8 protein-coding genes and 2 tRNA genes are annotated in these 15,277 nt (G+C 39.7%); 9 read left to right on the top strand and 1 reads right to left on the bottom strand.

Going from position 1 to position 15,277, the window contains the following annotated elements; translation table 11 throughout:
* Window positions 1-45 precede the first annotated feature (45 nt).
* The 5 genes from ACHFIY_RS07925 to ACHFIY_RS07905 all read left to right on the top strand — a co-directional run bounded on the left by ACHFIY_RS07925 (window position 46) and on the right by ACHFIY_RS07905 (window position 3,593).
* Window positions 46-120, top strand: a tRNA-Val gene (locus ACHFIY_RS07925).
* Window positions 121-298: 178 nt separating this feature from the next.
* Window positions 299-550, top strand: a complete 252-nt coding sequence (locus tag ACHFIY_RS07920; RefSeq protein WP_410845539.1) for a GIY-YIG nuclease family protein — start codon at window positions 299-301, stop codon at window positions 548-550.
* Window positions 541-619: transfer RNA gene (locus tag ACHFIY_RS07915), tRNA-OTHER, on the top strand. Before ACHFIY_RS07920 ends, ACHFIY_RS07915 begins: the two co-directional genes overlap by 10 nt.
* A 1,222-nt stretch (window positions 620-1,841) precedes the next feature.
* Window positions 1,842-3,044, top strand: a complete 1,203-nt coding sequence (locus ACHFIY_RS07910; protein WP_410845538.1) for a hypothetical protein — start codon at window positions 1,842-1,844, stop codon at window positions 3,042-3,044.
* Window positions 3,045-3,047: 3 nt separating this feature from the next.
* Complete coding sequence (locus tag ACHFIY_RS07905; RefSeq protein ID WP_410845537.1) at window positions 3,048-3,593, top strand: hypothetical protein; 546 nt, start codon at window positions 3,048-3,050, stop codon at window positions 3,591-3,593.
* Window positions 3,594-4,952: 1,359 nt separating this feature from the next.
* Here the strand turns inward: ACHFIY_RS07905 and katG are convergent.
* Window positions 4,953-7,232, bottom strand: a complete 2,280-nt coding sequence (gene katG / locus ACHFIY_RS07900; RefSeq protein ID WP_410845536.1) for a catalase/peroxidase HPI — start codon at window positions 7,230-7,232, stop codon at window positions 4,953-4,955.
* Between the two features lie 280 nt (window positions 7,233-7,512).
* On the opposite strand from katG, the gene ACHFIY_RS07895 reads away from it, so the two are divergent.
* The 4 genes from ACHFIY_RS07895 (at window position 7,513) to ACHFIY_RS07880 (ending at window position 15,259) form a co-directional block, all read left to right on the top strand.
* Entirely contained in the window at window positions 7,513-10,245 is a 2,733-nt protein-coding gene (locus ACHFIY_RS07895) for a glycoside hydrolase family 2 protein (protein WP_410845535.1), read from the top strand.
* 1,269 nt (window positions 10,246-11,514) lie between these two features.
* Window positions 11,515-12,576 carry a hypothetical protein gene (locus ACHFIY_RS07890; protein WP_410845534.1) on the top strand — a complete coding sequence of 354 codons (1,062 nt, stop codon included), beginning with the start codon at window positions 11,515-11,517 and terminating at the stop codon, window positions 12,574-12,576.
* Window positions 12,577-12,703: 127 nt separating this feature from the next.
* Window positions 12,704-13,627 (top strand): ribokinase, encoded by a 924-nt coding sequence (gene rbsK / locus ACHFIY_RS07885; RefSeq protein ID WP_410845533.1) that lies wholly within the window; start codon window positions 12,704-12,706, stop codon window positions 13,625-13,627.
* 57 nt (window positions 13,628-13,684) lie between these two features.
* Entirely contained in the window at window positions 13,685-15,259 is a 1,575-nt protein-coding gene (locus ACHFIY_RS07880) for an ADP-ribosylglycohydrolase family protein (RefSeq protein ID WP_410845532.1), read from the top strand.
* The last annotated feature ends 18 nt before the right edge of the window (window positions 15,260-15,277 follow it).

Genomic DNA, 15,277 nt, shown 5'->3' with positions numbered 1-15,277 from the left:
ACCCCTATTTTTGCACTCCCAAAACAAATAAAACAACTCAAAAAAGGGAGTTTAGCTCAGCTGGTTTAGAGCATCTGCCTTACAAGCAGAGGGTCGGCGGTTCGAACCCGTCAACTCCCACAGATAGAAGCCCTCATAATTCATGAGGGCTTTTCATTTTATATTAATCATCTGATATTTTAGCCCAACAGGGTTAGGGCATCCCGATTTGCAAATCGGGAGGGTCGGCGGTTCGAACCCGTCAACTCCCACAGATTGCCCCAAATGATTTTTGGGGCTTTTTTATTTAATTCCATTTATGCCTACCTTCTATACTTATATCCTTTATTCCATAAGTGCCGACAAGTATTACGTTGGCTTCACAGGTGATGATTTGGCTGAAAGGTTAAGGAAGCATAATACTAACCATAAGGGGTTTACAGGCAAGCATAAAGATTGGGTAATTGTGTATAAAGAGGCATTTGGCACAAAAGAGGAAGCATTTGCAAAGGAGCAACAAATTAAAGGTTGGAAAAGCAGGAAAATGATTGAAAAGTTAATTGGGATTTAGCACTGTTGGTTTAGGGCATCCCGATTTACAAATCGGGAGGGTCGGCGGTTCGAACCCGTCAACTCCCACAGATAGAAGCCCTCATAATTCATGAGGGCTTTTCATATTATACTAATCATCTGATATTTTAACCCAACAGGTTTAGGGCATCCCGATTTGCAAATCGGGAGGGTCGGCGGTTCGAACCCGTCAACTCCCACAGATAGAAGCCCTCATAATTCATGAGGGCTTTTCATTTTATATTAATCATCTGATATTTTAACCCAACAGGTTTAGGGCATCCCGATTTGCAAATCGGGAGGGTCGGCGGTTCGAACCCGTCAACTCCCACCCAATGATAGCAAGGGTTTCAAGCAATTGAAACCCTTTTTTATTTTTAGTGGTTCAAACATAGTTTAGCAGCTATTTTAAAATAACTTTCTTAGAACAAACTCATTTCTAAAAACTATTCATGCATTTGATAAAAACTATTTGCATGATTTTAATGATGGAAGCCTTTAGCCTGAAAGGCTTTTAGCAGGATGATTTTCGCAAACCAATTTCTAACGAGTATAACCTAGTGCGTTTGCAGGAAGGGCAAACCAAGAACAATTGCTTATTTTTTACAATATCCATTTTACCTTGCTTTTTATTAAAATAGTTTCAGTATTGCCTGTTTTCGGATTCTTTTGCTCATTTGTCTTTTTCAAAAATTGCTTTCACTCATTTAAACCATTGATTATCAACAATATCGGAAAAAATTCGTGAGTGATTCGTGCGTGTTTTGTGCGTACTTTTTGAGTGATTTGTGCGTATTTTATGAGTGATTTGTGAGAAAAAGTGAGTGATTTGTGGGTGATAAACGCGACACCAAATTTTGGCACTACAACTATATTAATATTAGTAAAAAAAGAACTTCGATTTAGCTTGGGTTGTTTTGTCTCCATGCATTAAGCTAAATTTTGCACGAAGATAAACTAAATATATTAGCATTTTGAAAAAGTTATTTTAGTACTATTGTTAGATGAACCCTCTAAATGCTATAATCTCTTGAACTGTCTGGGTTTGATGAAGACGCAAATCGGGAGATTTGCAAACGCTATGACGTAGACAGGAGTCTACGCCAAGCTGAGTCGGCCGGAACAAAATGGACTAAAAGTCGATTTTGTTCCGTCAAGCCAGCCATATGGCAAATAAGGATATTGTGTGCAGGCTTATATTGTCAGATAGGTTTAATTAATTGAGGGTAATTACCCTTTTTTGTTTTATTTTGTTGATATAATCATTTATATTTGTGGGTAATTACTCTTTTATGTCAAACTTTAGTATTGATAGTTTATTGAAATCTGTCTTTCAAGACGAGTCTAAAGTATTAGATTTAAGGCAATTGTTTGATGACAAACTTATGGAGTATGATATAAGTAAAACAAAGGCACTTAATATTTTAAGTATTGATAAAGATGTTTTTGATGAAATTGTCAGCGGCACGGCTAAACAACCAAGCATTATTAATATTTTAAAAATTTCTCAATTTTTAGAAGTTGAGTTGAATGAAGTAGTTCTGGCTGTTTTGAAAAATCAAAGCCCTGAAAATATTGCGGCACTTGAAAAAGCAAAAAAGGTCTCCTTTTTAGTCAAAAATTTTGATGTCAAAAAACTAAGCAAAATTGGGTTTTTTGAAGACACAGATGATGTTGATGGTTTGATAGAAAGGGTTTTGACTTTTTTTGGATTTGAAAGTATTTTAGAATTTGAAAGCGAATTAGCAAATCCACTTTTCAGTCAAGGTAAGCGTAAGTTTTCTGATAAAATGAAAGATTTTTGGATTAATTCAGCGTACCAATGTTTCAAAAATATTAATAATACAAACGAATATAATCGAGAGCAGTTAAAAGATTTAATAGTTAAAATAAAGCCCTATTGTCAAGATGTAGAGAATGGTTTATTTACAGTTTGTAAAGCATTGTATAATATTGGCGTAACTGTAATTATTCAACATCAACTTGTAAATACACAAGTCCGTGGCGGCACATTTGTTGTAAATGGAAGGCCTTGTATTGTCCTAACTGATTTATTTAAAAAGTATCCTACAATTTGGACAACGCTAATCCATGAATTACATCATGTTCTCTATGATTTAGAAATAATTGAAAAAACAAAATTTCATTTGACTGGCGACCCTGATTTATTTCTTATTGAAGAAAAAGCAGACCAATTCTCAATGGATTTCTTTTGTGGCATTGAAAAATTTAATTTTATTAAAAACCATATTAACAATCGTTTTGTAGTTGAAAGATTTGCAAAAGAAATGGAAGTTCATGTTTCTTTTATTTATTCTGCTTTCAGGTTCTACCAGGATAAACTTTATAAGAAAAATTATTATAGCGCATTTAATGAATTTTTTCCTCCTTATGCTTTGGCTATAAACAAAGTAAATCCAATAACATGGAATGAGGGTAGCTTGAAGGAGGTTTCATTAAAAATCAAACAAATTTTTGAACTCAATACAATATAATTTATGAAAGAAAAAGAGATTAAAAAGCAGCAAGACCTCTCAGAAAGTGATATTGAAAGATTAGAACTTTTGCGTCGAGTAAATGAAAAGAGTGGCAAGCAGTTGTCAATAGATTTACAGACTGGCACTCTAACAGAAATTGACGAACTAAGACAAATGATAGGCAAGGATTTTGAAAACCCTGATGAAAAGTATAATATTTATTACAAGGGTATCAGAAATGTTCTAATGCTTTATTTGCCTAAGGGTAAAGAATTTAAACAATCAAGGGATATAATTTACGATGAAAAAAATATCTTTTTGTCTTTAGGCAAGAAGAAGTCAGACAATGCCGGCATTAGAAAAGGTGATGGTCGCATGACTTTTCAGTCTAAAATGAATGAGATGTTAGATATAATTGTTAAATGGGTTTCCGAATCTCAAAACCCATTTGTTCTGTATAAGATGCTTTATGACCTTAATGATAAGATGGGGTACGGTCATGAAGTTTATGATGAAACAAGTCGTGGATTTGCTAATGCGATGAAACTATTGGCTGAAGAGGCTTAGGGTGTCCTCGGAGCTTGCCTACAACTTTTTAATTTACGCATCTTTTCTTGTGGTACACAAATAACATTATACGAAATTATTAATGCAACTAATAAATAAACTTTTAACTATTTGTGGAATGCTTAGACTTACAAATAATCCGTTTCCCCGCTAGCGCACGAGCCGAAATAATTAGGGTTTGCTGGCGCACGGCGTGCCGCGTGTGCCTTCGCTTCGGTCTCCCCATCCTTTCAACGCAGGAGAAATATAACCGAAATGTAGGCTGGCTGTTGTTTGCAGGCAACCTGCCAAAATGAATTATTGCCTTTATGCGTTGGATGGGTTATCGTAGCGGGAGTAACCACCCCGGCCTGCGGCCACCCCTCGTGAGGGGAATTTGGCTGCCTTAGTTAGCCTTCGCTCAATATCCTATATGGGGGCATTTTTGGATGCTCATGGGGGCATATTTCCCCCATATAGGATTTTTATTTTGGCTCATGTAACTATCTATGCCAACTTTACATTAAATGAGGAACTAGGGCTTCTTGGCCTTTACCCTCGCAACGGATGGTTGGCTTGGGAAAATGATAATCCACCATCAAAATCTTATCAGTTTCTTATCAATAAATTATTATTCCATTATCAATAAACTATCATTTTACTATCAATAAACTATCATAAAATTCACTTAAATTATCATAAAAAATGAGGCTAAAAAAACATAAACAACTGAATATCAATGAGTTATAGGCAAAAAGGTAGGTTCTGAAAAAAAATAAATAACGAAAAAAGAAGAAAAAAAGCCATTTTAAATCTTTTTTTAGTTCTTCAATTTACCTCGGAGGTAGGCTGTTCAGAATAGGCATAAAGATCTTCGTACATTTTAGGGCTACCAATTCGCTTTCTGCATGCCCGTCATTGCGAGGCACGAAGAAATCTAACCGCACATAAGAGTGCCTAAATTTTGTAGAGTAGGTTGCTTCGTGCCTCGCAATGACGGGGATGGGGCATCTGAAACGCAATAACACAAATCAAAATGCGGCTGAAAACTGTACTAAAATACCCCCTTGATTCTGAACAGCCTACCTCGGAGGTTTGAGTATCACACTAGCGCAGGGATAGGGGAGGGGTTGGGGGGCAAGGGAAACGTTTTACCTTAAAAAGGACTCTCATTGCGCTTCTTGGCGCAAAATATTTGTGTTCTTTGTGGTTAAATATTTTTTAGCAATTAACTTGAATGGGGCAAGTTATTTCGGAAACTTTACTTACCTACTTTTATTGTGTTTACACCAGCAAGAAACCATCTCTCAAAACAAACAAGCCATCAAAATTTGATGGCTTGTAGCAAAATAGTCATTAATGATAAAAATCAATCCCCAACTATCCCAAATCAAAACGGTCAAGGTTCATGACTTTGTCCCATGCTTTTACAAAATCGTTTATAAATTTATTTTGTGCATCGCTGCTGGCATATACTTCTGCTACTGCCCTTAGCTCTGCATTGGAACCAAATATCAAATCTGCCCGTGTAGCTGTCCATTTAGCTTCTCCGGTTTTTCTGTCCCGGCCTTCAAATACCTCCTTATGATTGTCCGTTGCAGTCCAAACAGTGTTAATATCAAGCAAGTTCACAAAAAAATCATTGCTCAGTACGCCAGGCTGTGTTGTAAACACCCCATGCTTGGTATTATTGAAATTTGTATCTAATACCCGAAGCCCACCAATAAGTGCCGTCATTTCGGGTGCTGTCAAGGTTAATAGTTGTGCTTTGTCGACCAATAATTCTTCTGTTGAAACAGAATATTTGTTCTTTAGGTAATTGCGGAAGCCATCTGCTATAGGTTCTAACACGGCGAAAGAATGTACATCGGTTTGTTCTTGCGATGCATCCATACGGCCAGGGGTAAACGGCACGGTAATATCATGCCCTGCATTTGTAGCTGCCTTTTCAACGCCAGCAACACCAGCCAACACAATCAAATCTGCCAATGAAACTTTCTTTCCAGTTGTTTGCGAAGCATTGAATGCCTGTTGTATTGCTTCCAAAATATCCAGCACTTTCGATAGTTGTGCAGGGTTGTTTACTGCCCAATATTTTTGGGGTGATAAGCGGATCCTTGCACCATTCGCACCACCACGTTTATCTGAACCACGGAAAGTAGAAGCAGATGCCCAAGCTGTGGATACTAGTTGGGATACCGTTAATCCAGACTGTAAAATACTGGTTTTTAGCGCAGCTATATCATTAGCTTCTATCAATGGATGATTTACTTCAGGTATTGGATCTTGCCAAATCAGTTCTTCCTTGGGTATGTCATTCCCTAAATAGCGTGGGCGTGGACCCATGTCCCTGTGGGTTAGTTTGAACCAAGCACGGGCAAAAGCATCAGCAAATTGGTCGGGATGCTCGAAAAAGCGTCTTGATATTTTTTCATAAGCAGGATCAAGCCGCAAGGCCAAATCTGTCGTGAGCATGGTAGGCAAATGCTTTTTCGATGCATCATATGCATCTGGGATAATGGCCGCTGCATTTTTGGCTGTCCATTGGTGGGCACCCGCAGGGCTTTTGGTAAGCTCCCATTCATAGCCAAATAGGTTTTCAAAATAGTTGTTACTCCATTGTGTGGGTGTGGTTGTCCAAGTTACTTCCAAGCCACTGGTAATGGTGTCTGCACCTTTGCCGCTACCATAACTGCTGTTCCAGCCAAAGCCTTGTTGTTCAATTCCTTGTGCTTCGGGTTCTTTGCCAACATGGTCGGCGGAGGCAGCACCATGGGTTTTGCCAAATGTGTGACCACCAGCAATCAATGCAACCGTTTCTTCATCGTCCATGGCCATACGGGCAAATGTTTCCCTTATATCCCTAGCGGAGGCAATAGGGTCGGGGTTGCCGTCTGGCCCTTCGGGGTTTACATAAATCAAGCCCATTTGCACGGCCGCCAGTGGGTTTTCCAAGTTGCGGGTATGAATGCCGCTGTCTGCTTTATCATCTGACACTAAAACGCCATGGGTTTCTACTACGCCTTCGGATCCCTGGGCATACCTAATGTCGCCACCCAACCAAGTGGTTTCAGCCCCCCAATACACATCTTCGCTAGGTTCCCAAGAATCTATGCGCCCACCTGCAAAGCCAAAAGTTTTGAACCCCATCGATTCAAGGGCTATATTACCTGTTAAAATTAATAAGTCTGCCCAAGACAGCTTATTGCCATATTTCTGTTTAATAGGCCAAAGCAAACGGCGTGCTTTGTCTAGGTTCACATTATCTGGCCAGCTATTCAATGGTGCAAATCTTTGCTGACCAGAGCCTGCTCCACCACGCCCATCAGCAATGCGGTATGTGCCCGCACTATGCCACGCCATACGGATAAAAAAACCACCATAATGCCCAAAATCTGCAGGCCACCAGTCTTGCGAATCGGTCATTAACTCGTGGAGGTCTTGCTTCACCGCTTCTAAATCAAGCGTTTTGAATGCTTCCGCATAGTTGAAATCTTCGCCTAGTGGGTTAGATAAAGCGGAATGTTGGCGGAGGATGTTCAATGGCAACCTATTGGGCCACCAATCTTGGTTTTTTGTACCACGGGCTCCAGTGTTTTGTTTTTCTAATGTGCCATTGTGGAATGGGCATTTGCTAATGTCTTTATCGTTGCTTTCCATTCTAGATATTTAATTATGATGAATAATTTTTAGGTAGTAAAGTTGGTGTTTTTTTACTAGAAACCAAATTGGGAATTTGAATATTGAGATAGAGAAAAACTATTAGATTGGTAATTAGTATAAGCTAGGCAAGATAATCAGCAACGCTGTCCTATAGTAGTGAGTGGTTAGCATTTTTAGTAAAAAATATATATGTGTATTAAACATTGTTTCAAAATTATAGTCATATTTGGGCATTAAAAAAAATTTCCTTAATTGCATAAAGGATTAAATGACTGCTATGATTAAAATTAAACATGCTTTGCTAATTGCCATTTTCTCTTTTGGGTTTTGCCCCCTATTGAAAGCACAGAAAACAATAGTCCAATATCTGTCGGGAACAGATAAAGACCATACTGTAAATTGGGAATTTATGTGTACCAAAGGTAGGAATAGCGGCAACTGGACTACTATTCCTGTACCCTCTAATTGGGAAATGCAAGGTTTTGGCAGCTATTCCTATTATAATGATGTGAAAGACCCGGAGCAAGGCTTTTACAAATACAAATTCAAAGTGCCTGCTGCGTATAAAGACAAGAAGGTAATAATCGTATTCAACGCTTCTATGACCGATACGGAAGTAAAAATTAATGGTCTATCAGCAGGCGATGTCCACCAAGGGGGTTTTTATGAATTTAAGTATGATATCAGCGATTTGATAAAATTTAATACGGAAAACCTGTTGGAAGTAACTGTAAGCAGGCATTCTACCAATGCATCTATCAACAAAGCAGAACGCCATGCCGATTTTTGGATGTTTGGTGGCATTTTTCGCCCTGTTTATTTAGAAATAGTACCGATAACCCATATAGAAAGGGTGGCCATTGATGCAAAAGCATCGGGCGATTTTAATGTAACCGTATTTGCAAATAAGACCAATGACAAACAAAAGATAGAAGCACAAATAGAAACATTGACTGGTACAATTGTAGGCAAGCCTTTTACTTTGCCAGCCAGCGATAGTTTGGTGCTTAGCCAACACGCTGATCAAATCAAAACATGGAACCCAGAGCAGCCCAACTTGTACAATGCCATCATTTCCATTAAAGAAAATGGCAAAACAGTACATACAATCAAACAACGTTTTGGCTTTCGTACTACAGAATTAAGGCTAAACGATGGTTTTTATGTAAATGGTGCCAAAGTGATATTTAAAGGTGTAAATCGCCATAGCGAATGGCCAGAAAGTGGCAGGACACTAAGTAGGGATATTCATTTAATGGATATTGGGTTAATAAAGGAAATGAACATGAATGCTGTGCGGATGTGCCATTACCCACCCGATAAAGAGTTTCTTGATTTGTGCGATTCGCTTGGGTTATTTGTATTGGATGAATTAACTGGGTGGCAAGCATTTTACGATACCATTGTAGGTAGAAAATTGGTAAAGGAATTGGTAGTGAGGGATGTAAACCATCCTTCAATAGTAATCTGGGATAATGGAAACGAAGGTGGCTTTAACCGTGCTTTAGATAATGAGTACCAACTGTATGATCCACAAAAAAGGTGGGTTATCCATCCATGGGAGCGGTTTAATGGCACAAATACCAAGCACTATCCCGATTTTAAGTATTTATTGAAAGAAGCAGCAACAGGTAAAGAGGTTTTTTTTCCTACTGAATTTATGCATGGCTTGTTTGATGGAGGACATGGTGCGGCATTGGAAGATTTTTGGGGCGAAATGATGAAAAACCGACTTGCTGCGGGTGGCTTTTTATGGAGCTTTCATGATGAAGGCGTGGTGCGTGCCGATAAAAACAATGCCATAGATGTAGATGGCAACCATGCCCCCGATGGCATAGTTGGTCCCCATAGGGAGAAGGAAGGAAGCTTCTTTGCAATTAAAGAAACATGGAGCCCCATCCAAATAACTACCAAAACATTGCCTGAAAACTTTAATGGCAAGCTGCCTATTGAGAACCACTATATATACACCAACCTGAACAAATGCAGCTTTGACTGGAAATTGGTAAAATTTCCAGTTGCTGGCGGTACTGCATCCACACTGGCTAAAGGGCTAGCGCAGCCCCTAAATTTGGCTCCTAACGAAAAAGGCACTTTAACTATTAATATGCCCACCCAAGCAGGTGCAGATGCTTTATATGTTACTGCTTATGATTTTAATAATAAAGAAGTTTTTACATGGAGTTGGGCCATCCATTCACCGCAACAAATGGCCGTTGTGGTAAGCAAGGCAGCCGTGCCAACCACCCTTAAGGACGATTCAGATTTACTAATAGTTAGCAGCAATGGTGTTGCTTATAATTTTGATAAGAAAACAGGGTTCTTAACCAAAGTGGTTAGTGGCCAAACAGCTATTTCATTAACCGAAGGGCCAGCATTGGCTGGTGTTTCGCTTACACTTGTTGGTTTTAAAAACCATGAGGATGGGGAGGCATATATAGTGGAGCCGATATATGCCGATTCTAATCATTTTACTATTAAATGGACATTTAGAAAAGGGCAATTTCCCCAGCTAGATTACCAATATTTTATTGATAAAGAATCAAATTACCGTGGCATTACATTTAATTATCCGGAAGAAAAGATAAATGGTGCGGAATGGCTGGGACGTGGACCATACCATGTTTGGAAAAACCGCTTGCAAGGGCAGCAATTGGGTGTTTGGCAAAAGAAGTATAACAATACGATTACTGGGGAGTCTTGGGAGTATCCCGAATTTAAAGGCTGGCATTCAGAATTGTATTGGTTTACACTACAAAATAAAGAATCTAACTTTACGGTTTACGCAAAAACGAATGGGATCTATTTGCAACTGTTAAAGCCACAGAAACCATTAGCTGCACCTAATAATAATATCAACCCACCTTTTCCAGGCAATACTATTGGCTTTTTTGATGCTATTAGCCCTATTGGTACAAAATTTCAGGATCCCAAGCTAATGGGGCCGCAAAGCCAAAAAAACGAGGCAATGAAACAACCATTTACTGGTACTTTATTATTTGATTTCTAAAATAATCATTGCCCCCGCTCCGCGTAGTCGGGAGAATACGCCGAGCGGGTCTTTACAAATCACGGAGGCTGCTAGTTTAATTGCTTCCTTTCAAATAAAGAAAGCGGCGTTTACTTCTTAATGCTTGCAGTAAATACTTTTAACCCGGATTTTGAAGTTGAAATCTATTGCAAGCCCCAACTACTTCAAACACAAGCATTTGCTTGATTTTTTGGCCTTGCCATAGTACTCTATGTTTTCGACCAAAAATTCGGCTCAAATACTCGTCTTTATTGCAGTTGAGCCTTTCATAACGAAGTCAACTGCAATGTCTGGGTTAAAAAACGCTGTTACCTAAAGGGTGGCAGCCTTTTTTTGTTATTTTTTTTCCGTTAGCCGAGGATACTTGAAAATTTGAAGGCTGCTGCAATCTTTTGGCGTTTATGCTTTAGTCAGGTTGTTTACTACATCAAATCTATTTGAAATTGTATGCTTTTATAGTTGCGAAGCCTAACGTCACAGTCCAGTGAAACTAGGATATTATTTAAAAAAAAGTTGTTTAATCCCAAAGAACACAAAGGGTTTAGACAAAGGATGCAAAGAATAGTGCGACTGGGTTAAAAATTGAAAAAGCCTTATCAGGAAAAGTTGGAAAGTTATTTTGAACGTATTCCTAAGGGTATTTCCCTTTTTTCTTGTCTTATTATAGGGATGGTTGCGTTATGTATTTTTATGGAGGGTATTTAGAGGGTTATTGAAACACTGCATTGGCTTAAAACCCAAGAAAACCTAAAATAGTCATACCATCCTTAGTATTCGGAAGCCTTGTTACAGCATGTTAGAAGCGGTAAAAACTAGAGAATATACCATTGAGTTGGATGCGATTTGTTTTATTAGATGGGTGCTGCTTGTTTATTCTATGGAAAAAAAGAATAAGTTTAAAAATATACTATTAAAAATAGTACTCTAGCCAATAAAAACAGTCTTATATATGGAATAGGTGCTGCAAGAATAATTGCAGTGGGATAGGGTAGTGATGAACAATGATAATGTGCTTGTTAGGTTGATAATATTTGTATAGTAAAGCGTATAGAAGGCTGGTAAATACCAAGTATGTATTTGCATACAGATAAGATTGAAAAGAAGGCATATCGTAGGCTGAAAGCCAAAATATTTTGGAAGTAAGCCTACTATCCATACGTGTAGGTGATTGAATGGAAGCTTTGCAGGGGATTGCAATATGATTGGATTAGCAAAAACCCAAAATATAGTATTGATTAAATAATTGGAATGAAAGTAATGATTGGGCTTGCATGTGAAAAATTTCGTTCCTTCAAATTGGTTGGGGCTTGGTGTGCTGTTGCTTTGCTGGGTATAGCCATGCTAGCTGCTTGTGCAGGCAACAAAAACCATGTAGCAACTAGTGCAACTGTTAATGCTACCGACAATGGGCAACTTATTTTTCAAACGGGCTTTGAAGGCAGTTCGAAAGTGGTTACCAATATAAAAACGATACCTAGTTTTATTACCCCCCATTATGCCATCGACGATATTGTTGGGAAAGATACCACACTCGCCGAAAAAAGTGATTGGGTGAAAGACCTAGACAACAACCCCGATGCCGGGCAATTTTTGATAGAATACACAGGCGGGGACCCCACCAAACGAAACGTAAAAATTATCCCCGAGCCGGGTAACCCCAACAACCAAGTGCTGGCTTTTTGGCTGAACGATTCCTGGGAGGCATCAGAACACCAAGTAAAAGCCCGCATACAAACAGACATTTATAACATAAAACATGGGTACAAGGAATTTTACCATTCTGTAAGGGTATTCCTCCCCAATGATTTCAATGCACTTAGGAAATACCCCGATACCATAAAGTGGCTTACCATAGCCGAATACTGGAACAATGGTTGGTGGCACGAGAATGAAAAATACGGTTTCAGGGTAACGCTTGGCATCGGCAAGCCTACTGCTGCCACTAGCGATTTAAATTTTATACTCAATGCAGAGGATTCCGTACACAGGGAAGTATGGAAAGGGCATAATACCAACGTGAAAGTGCCTGTGGGCAAATGGTTTACGATGGATTGCTATTACAAGGAAGGGGACAAACAAACAGGCCGTTATTACATGGCTATTACGCCAGATGGAGGAGCTAAAAAGGTAGTGTTTGACGTAACCGGATACACCCAAAACCCCAAAGACCCCAACCCAGATGGTGTTACTGAATTTAGTCCAATGAAATTATATACTTCCAAAGAATTGGTGGCTTTTATGAAAGGGCAGGGCAAAACCTTGCAGGTTTATTGGGATGATTTTAAGTTGTGGAAGGGCAAGAAACCGTAAAGGATAGTCTGAATTAGGATCTATAGGATTGTAGGGTGGGCAGGATTGTAAATACGATGGGAACTCCTTTCATCCTGCAAATCCAAATTCAGAAAATATAGTTTGAAAATCATTCAATAAAAATACAATGGCAAATAAAATAGTAGTTATAGGCAGTTCCAACACTGACATGGTATTAAAAACAGAAAGGTTCCCAAAGCCGGGGGAAACCATTTTAGGTGGTGATTTTTTTGTTTTCCAAGGTGGCAAAGGCGCTAACCAAGCAGTAGCCGCTGCAAGGCTGGGTGGCGATGTTAGTTTTATCTGCAAGGTGGGCAACGATGCCTTTGGCAGCGAAGCCATACAGCATTATGCCAAGGAAGGGATAGAAACAGAAGGCATTTTACAAGACGGGCAAGCTCCTACAGGCGTAGCGGTGATTACCGTAAACGGGCAGGGCGAAAATTGCATTGTTGTTGCTTCTGGTGCCAATGCATTGCTGTCTGTAAAAGATATTGAAAACGCTGATTTTATTTTAGAAAACGCCGATTGGCTGATAACCCAATTGGAAACCCCATTGCCCGTGGTAGAATACCTTTCCGCTTATGCGGTTGGCTATAAAAAGAAATTGATCCTAAACCCAGCCCCGGCAGCCCAGTTACCCACTACAGTTTACGAAGGACTTTTCTTAATTACCCCAAACGAAAGCGAAGCGGAACTGCTTACGGGTATTGAAGTAACCAATGAGGAAACAGCAAAAGAAGCTGCCGCTATTTTTAAAGCAAGGGGAGTACAAAACGTAATCATCACCTTGGGCAGCAAAGGGGCTTATGTGGATTGTGAGGGATATGAAGGCATCGTAGCGTCTTTTCAAGTAAAAGCAATAGATACTACGGCCGCAGGCGATGTGTTCAACGGGGCGTTGGTTGTGGCATTGGCCGAAGGCAAAGGCTGGCACGATGCAGTGGTGTTTGCCTGCAAGGCAGCTTCTGTATCTGTTACCAAGATGGGGGCGCAAACTTCTGCACCTGTGAGGGATGAAATAGAGACAACCGAAGTTTTAACCAGATAGTACACAATCCTACAAACAAACCCTCTAAGGTTTTAGGAAGAATTGCAACTGCCACTTATGAAAAAAATAATACCACTTATTGCTTGTGTTTTATTAGCTGCACCTTTAATGGCGCAGTCGATAAAACATATCCCAAACACAGGGAAAGGCACAGTGGTTTTTAAACTAGCACCATCGGAATACACGGATAAAGTACATGCAATATGGGCAAGCCAAATCATCTGCCAGATTATAGGCGTGCAATTTGAAAATAACGAACGGTCGGTGAAATGGGTAGATACTTTCCCTAAAAAATTAGCTTATGCCTATGTTGACGATGACTGGTACTACGAAATGATTACCATAAAAGCTTTTGAAAAATATGGCATGCACATGACGGTGGAACAATTGGGCGAACAATGGCTGAAAGACTCCTGTGGGGTTTGGGGTTCCAGCAAAATGGCCAAATGGGCAATGCTCAAAGGAATAAAAGCCCCAATGAGCGGGTATCCCACGCATAATAGGTTGTATTTTACCATTGGCCCACAGTTTTCATCGGATGTATATGGAGCCTTGGCGCCCGGTATGCCCAATTTGGCGGGAAAGCTGGCTAGGTATTATTGCCATGTAAACGGCTATGCCGAAGGAGTAGATGCTGCTGTTTTTGTTGCTGGTCTTATCAGTACCGCTTTCAACGAAACCAATAGGACGTTAGTAGTAGAAAAAGCGGCGAGTTTAATTGACAAAAGCTCGCCTTACAGGCAATGTGTGGATATGGTATTGGGCTTAGTAAAAAAAGGGGAAAGTGCCGAAAATATATTTGAGCAGATAGAACAAAGATGGAGAGGCGAGTATCCTATGCCCAACAATGCAGTGGCCAATGGCGGCATTATTGCCACTTGCTTGCTAAAGGGCGATGGCGATTTTTTAAAGACACTCAACCTTGCCTGTACCGCAGGCGACAACACCGATGCTGATTGCAATGCAGCCAGTGCAGGTGCTGCCATTGCGGCCATGTATGGGTTGAAATCTATACCGCAAAATTTATTGGACGGCTTGCACAACCGCATTAAAGGCGAGTTTATGGGCGATACCCACCCACTACCTCCTGTTGACCAAAGCATATCTGTCTTGGCAGAGCGAACCGTGAAAGTAGGTATGGGTATTTTAAAAGACAATGGTGTTTCCATAAAAGATGGCGTGCTGCAAGTGCCGGGCAACCAGCCAATCATTACCCAGCCAGCCGAGTTGTTTACGGTAAGCGGCATGTTGCAAAATTGGGATACTAGCTGGCAAATAGTACATTCCCGAAAAGGTACTTATGTGGAGGATGGGGCTTTGATAACCTTCCCTGCCATTCCTGCAAGGGGCATGTATTTGTATAAAAATATAGCTGTGGGAGCCAATGATAGCCTTGTATTAAACGTAGCAGCAGAGAACAAAAAGTACTGGGAACTGCGGGTATTGGTTGACAATGATAAGGTACTTACTAAGTTAGTAACATCTAATGAAGAAGTAGGAAAATGGCAAACGATTGCCATTGACTTATCAAAATATAAAGGCAAAAATGTAATGCTGCGCCTCTTTCAAAATGTTGATTTAACCGATAAGCTGGTGGGCAATGCCTATTGGAAAAAAATTGCTTTACAATAAACATCTTAAATAATATAC

The sequence above is a fragment of the Parasediminibacterium schistidii genome, from assembly GCF_046546515.1.
GTDB lineage: Bacteria > Bacteroidota > Bacteroidia > Chitinophagales > Chitinophagaceae > Parasediminibacterium.
This window is presented reverse-complemented; position numbering and strand designations above follow the sequence as displayed.

Excerpts from the sequence above, each read along its gene's own strand:
- ACHFIY_RS07920 (WP_410845539.1), top strand. The coding sequence starts at position 299 with ATGCCTACCTTCTATACTTATATCCTTTATTCCATAAGTGCCGACAAG.
- ACHFIY_RS07910 (WP_410845538.1), top strand. The coding sequence starts at position 1,842 with ATGTCAAACTTTAGTATTGATAGTTTATTGAAATCTGTCTTTCAAGAC.
- ACHFIY_RS07905 (WP_410845537.1), top strand. The coding sequence starts at position 3,048 with ATGAAAGAAAAAGAGATTAAAAAGCAGCAAGACCTCTCAGAAAGTGAT.
- katG (WP_410845536.1), bottom strand. The coding sequence starts at position 7,232 with ATGGAAAGCAACGATAAAGACATTAGCAAATGCCCATTCCACAATGGC.
- ACHFIY_RS07895 (WP_410845535.1), top strand. The coding sequence starts at position 7,513 with ATGATTAAAATTAAACATGCTTTGCTAATTGCCATTTTCTCTTTTGGG.
- ACHFIY_RS07890 (WP_410845534.1), top strand. The coding sequence starts at position 11,515 with ATGAAAGTAATGATTGGGCTTGCATGTGAAAAATTTCGTTCCTTCAAA.
- rbsK (WP_410845533.1), top strand. The coding sequence starts at position 12,704 with ATGGCAAATAAAATAGTAGTTATAGGCAGTTCCAACACTGACATGGTA.
- ACHFIY_RS07880 (WP_410845532.1), top strand. The coding sequence starts at position 13,685 with ATGAAAAAAATAATACCACTTATTGCTTGTGTTTTATTAGCTGCACCT.